The following is an 8,079-nucleotide window of genomic DNA, read 5'->3' as shown; positions in this document are numbered from 1 at the left end:
GCTGGAAGTCACCCGCCGTATCGAGCGCGAAGCTGGCTCTGTCTATAAGATCAACGGCAAAGACGCTCGTGCAAGAGACGTACAGCTGCTGTTTGCCGACGCCTCCACTGGTGCACGCTCGCCGGCAATGGTGCGACAGGGGCAAATCGGCGAGCTGATTTCGTCCAAACCAACATCGCGCAGAAAAATTCTGGAAGAAGCCGCAGGCATCTCCGGCCTGCACAGCCGCCGGAAAGAAGCAGAAATCCGTCTGCGGGCTGCTGAAACCAATCTGGAACGTCTGGAAGATGTGGTTGTTCAAATTGAAGGGCAACTCGACGGCCTGAAACGGCAAGCAAGACAAGCCACCCGCTACCGCAACCTCTCTTCAGAAATTCGCAAGGCCGAAGCGACGATCCTGTATCTGCGCTGGCAGGAAGCAACAGCCGCGCTGGACGCTGCCCGCAAGCAATATGCGGATGCTGAGATCGGAATGCGGGATATCGCGGGTCTGCAGGCGTCCACGGCGAAAGAGCAGGCACTCGCTGCCCATGAAATTCCAAAGCTCAGAGAAGCTGCAGGCGGTGCTGCTGCTGCGCTCCAGCATCTGATTATCGCGAAAAATGATCTTGAGTCAGAAGACCGCCGGATCAGGGAAAAGCTGATGGACCTTCAGGCGCGTCTTGCTCAGATGGAGCAGGACATCGAGCGTGAAGCACAGCTTGCCAGCGAAAACACCAGTCATCTGGACGAGCTGGAAGAGGAAAAACAAGAACTCCTCGAAGCTGCCGAGACTTTGGACGAGCGGGCTGCTGAAGCCGAAGAACTGGTGTTGATCGCGGAAGACAATCTCGATGCCAGCGAGATGAAACACTCGCGGATCACACAGGATCACGCCAGCCTTCTCGCCAAGCACACCCAGCTCGACAATCAGATCTCAGGCATTCGCCAGAAGAGCGCCCGCTTTAAAGAAGAAGCAGACCGCTTCAAAGGCCAACTTGAAGCTGTTGAGGCAGATATTAAAGCGGCCAGTGGCCCAAGCGATAAGCGCGAAGAGCTGGAAATGGCTCTGGAAGAGCTGGCTGAAGCAGAAGAAACCGCAGTTGAAGCAGAAGAAACTCTGGCAACGGCACGCGAAACGGAAAACAACTGTCGTACTCCATTGAATGAAGCGCATTCAGCTCTTTCCAGATATGAGACCGAAGCCAAGACACTGCAGGCCGTCCTTTCTGCTGGCCAAAGCGGAGACTGGACACCCGCTGTAGACCGCATGAGCGTGAACCTGGGTTTGGAAACAGCGCTGGGTGCCGCCTTGGGCGAAGACCTTGATGCTGCAATGGAAGAAGATGCGCCGGTCCATTGGAGCCTGAATGCGGGGGCAGGCAGTGATCCTGCCCTTCCAGCAGGTGCGACACCACTTTCCGAATATGTGCAGGCGCCCAATGAGCTGGCACGCCGTCTTGCTCAGGTTGGGCTGATTGAGGCTGAACACGGCTCAGCTTTGCGCAAAGAGCTGAATGTTGGCCAGCGACTGGTCAGCAAGCAAGGGGATCTGTGGCGCTGGGATGGCTTGATCATCGCAGCAGATGCACCAACACCAGCTGCACAACGCCTTGCACAACGAAACCGCTTGGCGGAACTGGAAGACCTTGTCGAACAGACGAGGGATCTGGTGGAAGAAAAGAAAGAAGCGCTGGAGACCGCGACCGAGCACAGGCGTCAGGCCGAAGTTGCTGAACAGGACATGCGTCAAAAACTGCGTTTGGAGCAATCTCGCATTGTCGCCTTGCGGGAAGAACTCGCGACTGCTGAGCGTGCCTTAACAGAATTGTCGGTGCGTAAAACAACGCTTGAAGAACAGCTCCGCCGCGCAAATGAAGATTATGAAGAGACTGCAGCCTCGCTCGAAGAAGCCGAGAGCGCTCTGGAAGAGCTGCCGGATATTGCAGGCGTAACAGCTGAGCTGGAAAGCGCGTCCAAAGATGTTTCCGCCTGTCGTAGCAAACTGGCGGAGGCCAAAGGGGCCACCGATGCGCTGAAGCGGGAGGGGGAGCTGCGTGCGCGGCGCCTTGAAACCATTGAACGCGACAGACAGAACTGGGTTCAGCGCGCGCAAAACGCAGACAAGCAAATCTCCGTCCTGCGCCAGCGTCGTGATGATGCCGCAGAAGAGCGTCTCATCCTGTTGGAGAGCCCGGAGGAGATCGAGCTCAAACGTCAGGACCTGATGAATGGCCTCACATCTGCAGAGAGTGCACGCAAGGCAGCTGATGACAAACTCGCGGAAGGTGAAAAGCGCCAGCTGATCGCCGACCAGAAGGCCCGTGAAGCCATGGAAGGCTTATCTGGTGCTCGCGAGCGCAAGGTCCGTGCCGAAGAGCGCCTTGAAGCAGCCAAAGAGCGCCGCCTGGAAATTGAGCGCCGCGTGGATGAGGTGCTTGAAGTCAATGTCTCTCGTCTGCATGAGATGGCCGGACTGTCACCAGATGCGCCTTTGCCGGATGCCGAAGGCGCCGAACGCAAGCTTGACCGTTTGAAGGCTGAGCGGGAACGTCTGGGAGGCGTAAATCTGCGTGCCGATGAGGAAATGCAGGAAATTACGGAGCAGCGAGACACGCTGATCACCGAAAGAGACGACCTGATTGAGGCCATCAGGAAGTTGCGCACAGGAATCATGAACCTGAACAAGGAAGCGCGAGAGCGTCTCTTGAGCTCTTTTGATCAGGTCAACGACCACTTCAAGCGTTTATTCACACACTTGTTCGGCGGCGGAACGGCAGAGCTGAAACTGGTGGATGCGGAAGACCCGCTCGATGCTGGTTTGGAGATCATTGCACGCCCTCCGGGCAAGAAGCCCCAGACCATGACACTGCTTTCAGGGGGAGAGCAGGCCCTCACCGCCATGGCGCTCATATTCGCAGTTTTCCTTACAAATCCTGCCCCAATCTGTGTTCTGGACGAGGTTGACGCTCCGTTGGACGATGCCAATGTTGAGCGTTATTGTGCTTTGCTGGAGGATATGGCGCAGAACACGGCAACGCGTTTCACCGTCATCACGCACAACCCGATTACCATGGCGCGCATGTCCAGATTGTTCGGTGTAACCATGGCTGAAAGAGGGGTCTCACAGCTCGTTTCGGTAGATCTTGAGACGGCTGAACGATTCACCGAACCGGCCTAAAATAGGGTACAATACGGCCTTGAAAGTATCCTTTATACGTATTCTCTGTTAGAAACTCCGGAAACTCTTTAGATATCAGTTATTTAGCTTAAGTAGCTCTAACCTTGACAGTGCAGATCACGAGCATTATGGTGCCCCCGACTTTCAGGGGCATCCATGTCTTTGAACTATCTGCCGGTATCTAGGAAGAATGAACATGTCTCCCGATGAGAATAAGCAGAGTGAAAAAGACATGAAAGAAACTGATCGTCACCTGTCTGAGCGGCTAGAAAAGCTCGGCAAAACGTTGGATACACGCTTGGACGAAGCCTCTGCTAAAGAGGAACCGAACAAGACCAGCGCGATGTCAGGCTTGTCACAGGCTTGGAAGATGTCTTCCGAGTTTATTGCCGCTATCTTTGTCGGGGGGGCACTCGGCTGGATGGCGGATAGCTGGATCGGGACCAAGCCGTGGGGGATGATAATTCTCCTTATGCTTGGCTTTGTTGCGGGAATATTAAACGTCCTTCGGGAGGCGGGCAAAGTCGCCGGTCCTGAAAGACGGATGAATTCCAGCAAGAAGCAGGACTAACTAATTCATCGCGCTCTTGCGCTCGTAAATTGGCACTTCAGGGGTACTACCTGTGGCTGGAAATTCAGGCAACGCGATCGATCCGATCCACCAGTTTCATATCTCCAAGATCTTTCCTGTGGAGATTGGCGGTGTTGATTTCTCCTTTACCAACGCTTCCTTGTTCATGGTTGTCACCGTCGCTGTAGCGACCTTGTTCCTCGTTCTGTCTACCAACAGACGTGGTCTGGTCCCAAGCCGCGCTCAACTCATGGCGGAAATGTCCTACGAGTTTGTTGCTGCCACATTGCGAGGATCAGCAGGCAATGACGGAATGCGGTTCTTCCCGCTCGTCTTCTCCCTGTTCATGTTCGTATTCGTTGCAAACATGCTCGGGATGTTCCCATACTTCTTCACCGTTACAAGTCAGATCATTGTGACATTTGCACTCGCAATTCTCGTGATTGGCACTGTAACGATCTACGGTTTCTTCAAGCACGGTGCAGGCTTCCTTAAGCTGTTCGTCCCAAGTGGCGTTCCAGTTGGGGTTATTCCTCTGGTGTCCACGATTGAAGTTATCTCTTTCCTTTCACGTCCAGTTAGCTTGTCCGTTCGTTTGTTCGCAAACATGCTTGCTGGTCACATCACTCTGAAGGTTTTCGCAGGTTTTGTTGTCATGCTCACCGGCTTCGGTGCAGTTGGCATCGCATCTGCGATCCTGCCTCTGATACTCACAGTTGCCATCACGGCTCTTGAGTTCCTCGTGGCATTCCTTCAGGCCTACGTCTTTACCGTTCTTACGTGCATGTATCTTGCAGATGCGCTCCATCCGAGCCACTAAGTAACGTGTAGAATCCGGGTTTCAAACCCAAAACAAAGTCATAGACGAATTTGCTAGTTTAGGAGCACTTGTCATGGAAGCAGAAGCAGCAAAATACATCGGTGCCGGTATCGCATGCCTTGGTATGGGTGGTGCAGCTCTCGGTCTTGGTAACATCTTCGGCAACTTCCTTGCCGGCGCACTGCGCAACCCATCTGCTGCAGATGGACAGTTTGGCCGCCTCATCCTCGGCTTTGCTGTGACCGAAGCTCTCGGCATCTTCTCCCTTCTCGTCGCACTTCTGCTGCTGTTCGCAGTATAATCGACGACAACGATTAGAGCGTTTTATGATGACGGTTCCTCATGGTAGGGACCGTCTCTAAAATCATAAAGCGTTACGAAGAGCGTTCACGGAGAAGTTGATGTCGAATACTCAAGGCAACCTGAATACAACTGCCGAAGTTGGCATTGTAGAGGAGGGCGGTAGCTTTCCTCCGTTCGACAGCACGACTTACCCGTCTCAGCTGTTGTGGTTGGTTCTTTCCTTCGGCGTTTTCTACTGGGTAATGTCGAAAGTGGTCCTTCCACGTATCGGCGGTATCCTTGAAGATCGTCGCGATCGCATCGCAGGAGATATGGCAGAAGCATCCCGTCTCAAACAAGAGACAGATGAAGCCATTGCATCCTACGAAAGTGCTCTAGCCGAAGCGCGCAAAAAAGCCACTACCATGGCTCATGATGCACGCTCTAAGGTGAAAGCAGAGACAGAAAGCGCCCGCGCAGCGGCTGAAGAGCAGCTGGCAGCTAAGCTTTCCGAATCTGAACAGAGCATTTCCAAGATCACAGCTGAAAGCCTGTCTCATGTTGGCGAAATCGCTGCAGAGACTGCAGGCGAGCTTGTGAAGGCACTTATCGGTGGCCGTGCTCCAGCGAAAGCTGAAGTTGCCAAAGCCGTTGATGCTGCACTTAAGTAAGGGGTGACAGAATGTTCGATGCAAGCCTTTGGGCACTCGTTGGTCTCATCCTCTTCTTTGCCCTGCTGTGGTACCTGAAAGTACCTGGCAAGGTTGGTGCAATGCTTGACCAGCAAGCGGACAACATCAAGCAAGAGCTTGAAGGCGCCCGTAAGCTGCGTGAAGAAGCTCAGGCTCTGATGGCCGAGTACCAGCGCAAGCGTAAAGAGGCTGAAGCGGAAGCAGATCAGATCGTTGCTGACGCAAAAGTTGAAGCTGATCGTCTGGCTGAAGAAGCCAAGGCAGCTCTCGAAGAGATGATTGCACGTCGCACCAAAGCAGCCGAAGCGAAAATCGCTCAGGCTGAAGCAAATGCGATTGCACAGGTTCGCTCCCGTGCTGCAGATGTTGCAGTTCAGGCAGCTGAAACCATCGTCGCTTCCAGCACTGCCAAAGAAGAAATTCAGGATAAAGTGCTCAAGCAGAGCATCAAACAGGTTTCTGAAAACCTGAATTGATCCTCAGAATTTCTGACAAGAATATCAAAGAAGGCTCCCGAATTTCGGGAGCCTTTTTCTTTGTCTAAACATTACTTGGCTTCAGCGTCCTGATAACAAACTAGACATGCCATTCAGCAAGTCCCAACCGTTCTGAGGTGTCGATTTTAATTGGCAATGGGCTGTCATCCGGCTGGTGCATCAAAACAACATCCGCCTCTGTGCAGTGCGTCAACAATGCAATGATGCTGCCTGAGCTGAACGCATCAGCGTGTATGGTGTTCCCGGGCACCAGAATACCGCTGCCATGTGGAACAAGGAAGTTGGTGAGAGCAAACTGATCTTCTTCAAGCTGCGTCCCTACAGTGATCACAATCTCACTCTGTTCAGAAGCTGGCATGAACACATGCGGGAAGTCGTGCGTCTCAATAAAAAAACCATTCGCCACATCCAGCCGGTACTGCGGATAGGCCTTGCCAAACTCATACTCAACAGCATTCAGATTGCCATCAAACTTCAGCGGGACTGTCTGTCCTTCATCGAAGATTTTGACCCCGAAGGCCGCTGCTATGTCATCCCGGTTAGGACTGATTGGCGTCACAAGAGGAATGTCGAGGCTTGTCTCAGCGGAGGCAAACAGTCCGCTTGCGCCAAACACGTTTCCGGGTGCAGGAACCTGTACGGTTGAAGCATCCAGCCATCTGCCTTGCGTTTGCAGATAAGACCCATCAGGCAAATTCGCGATATCAGCAGGGGAGGCAGCAACTGACTTGTGTGTACCAGCTGTTTCCTGAGCTGGTGAAGCGCTGGTTAGGAACGGGGCTTTAGCAGACAGCACTGCATCTTTGCCGCCCTCCACGACGTTGTGAAGCGCGTTTGTCGTCATTCCGAGTTTGTCATTCACCATGCGATGAACAGAAACTGCAGCAAGACTGGAATCCACTTGTCGCTCTGGAATAGCGGGATTGTATTTTACGTTGATACCAAGATCTCCAAGATGACGCTCCTTATACGTGTCTTGCAGATCAGCAGGCTTGGCAGTGTTCTGAACCGTCTGTGGTTGAACTGGGAGGGTCTCGTTCCGCACGGCACCTGTGATAGCTGGCATTTCAATGCTCCTGAATTTAGAGTTGCAATGCCGCCATGATGTGAGCTGTTACGCCTCTGGGTTGTGCCAAAATGCACTCAAAGGCGAGTAGGTGCCGCTAGGGCATTCAACTCTGCGTTATAATGCGAGAGCGTTGGAAAAGTCGGGGAGTAAGCGTTTAAAGAAGGAAGATTTGCAAAGGGCTACAACTTTCGGGAGATGTAGGTCATGAATGGTTTGAGCATCAGCCCTATAAAGAAGATGGTGTCTTTCTTCCAGATTTACGATCGTGTTGAGGTTACCTGTCGCTGGTTCATTCTTTGACGATCAGAGGCAATGTCAGCATTATAATATCGTTTAAGTATGGGGAGCATGACACAAAAACTGATCACTTCTCGTCTGGATTTATCTCCAGTTCAGTATAAAGATCTAGAAGCATACCTGCCGATTTTTATGGCGCCGGAAACCTCAGAGTACTCAGACTTTCCTAGAACTAAAACTGAAAAGCGAGCAAAGGGTTTTGTCGCTTGAATGGAACGCATTGGTGAACAAGGCAAAGGATTTTGCTGGATTATGCGGGATCACTAGAATGATGAGGTTCTTGGCTGCATACGCTTAAATTCAATAGATAAACGAGCACCCATTGCAGAAATTGGCTATGAGCTCGGCTCCCAGCATTGGAACAAAGGTTTTATGACTAAGGCACTCATTGCTGTAACCGAACATAGCCATCACCAGATGAGCCTTTATCGGCTTGAAGCCTGGACGGTTACGGGAAACCCGGCATCAAATAGAGTTCTCGAAAAAGCAGGCTTCTCATAGGAAGACACTCAGCGAGGGAAGATAGTCCTTGGCAAACAGCGGTGCGGTGTTCACTTGTTTGGCCGTTTAGCTGCTGACTAAGAGGATGTTCTACTAAAGCGTTTCGATCAAAGTTTGAATCTATGAGATTCCCCAAAACTTCGATTTGTGATTCACTCTGTTCGGGAGGATCACAGCATGCCAGCACCAC

The 8,079-nt window shown here is 52.4% G+C and carries 8 protein-coding genes; 6 read left to right on the top strand and 2 right to left on the bottom strand.

The window, feature by feature from the left end:
* From smc to PPL9_RS11825, 6 genes are all read left to right on the top strand, one after another.
* A partial coding sequence (gene smc, locus PPL9_RS11850) for a chromosome segregation protein SMC (protein ID WP_082596792.1) occupies positions 1–3,160 on the top strand: 3,160 nt, incomplete at its 5' end.
* Between the two features lie 196 nt (positions 3,161–3,356).
* A complete protein-coding gene (locus tag PPL9_RS11845) occupies positions 3,357–3,731 on the top strand; it encodes an AtpZ/AtpI family protein (RefSeq protein ID WP_152986676.1) in 375 nt (124 codons plus the stop codon).
* Between the two features lie 52 nt (positions 3,732–3,783).
* A complete protein-coding gene (locus tag PPL9_RS11840) occupies positions 3,784–4,551 on the top strand; it encodes a F0F1 ATP synthase subunit A (RefSeq protein WP_057462888.1) in 768 nt (255 codons plus the stop codon).
* 73 nt (positions 4,552–4,624) lie between these two features.
* Positions 4,625–4,852: a F0F1 ATP synthase subunit C gene (locus tag PPL9_RS11835; protein ID WP_008549639.1), complete on the top strand. Its 228-nt coding sequence runs from the start codon at positions 4,625–4,627 to the stop codon at positions 4,850–4,852.
* A gap of 100 nt (positions 4,853–4,952) precedes the next feature.
* Positions 4,953–5,504: a F0F1 ATP synthase subunit B gene (locus PPL9_RS11830; protein WP_057462887.1), complete on the top strand. Its 552-nt coding sequence runs from the start codon at positions 4,953–4,955 to the stop codon at positions 5,502–5,504.
* A gap of 11 nt (positions 5,505–5,515) precedes the next feature.
* Positions 5,516–6,001, top strand: a complete 486-nt coding sequence (locus tag PPL9_RS11825; protein WP_057462886.1) for an ATP F0F1 synthase subunit B — start codon at positions 5,516–5,518, stop codon at positions 5,999–6,001.
* Positions 6,002–6,101: 100 nt separating this feature from the next.
* On the opposite strand, the gene PPL9_RS11820 is transcribed toward PPL9_RS11825, so the two are convergent.
* Together PPL9_RS11820 and PPL9_RS33250 are read right to left on the bottom strand one after the other, a co-directional pair.
* Positions 6,102–7,088, bottom strand: a complete 987-nt coding sequence (locus tag PPL9_RS11820) for a hypothetical protein (protein ID WP_057462885.1) — start codon at positions 7,086–7,088, stop codon at positions 6,102–6,104.
* Positions 7,089–7,836: 748 nt separating this feature from the next.
* On the bottom strand, positions 7,837–8,079 hold a 243-nt coding region (locus PPL9_RS33250), incomplete at its 5' end, for a hypothetical protein (RefSeq protein WP_208989327.1).

It is taken from the genome of Pseudovibrio sp. POLY-S9 (genome assembly GCF_001431305.1).
Taxonomy (GTDB): Bacteria; Pseudomonadota; Alphaproteobacteria; order Rhizobiales; family Stappiaceae; genus Pseudovibrio.
Note: the sequence above shows the minus strand (reverse complement) of the source record. Positions and strands in the feature narration are given on the sequence as shown.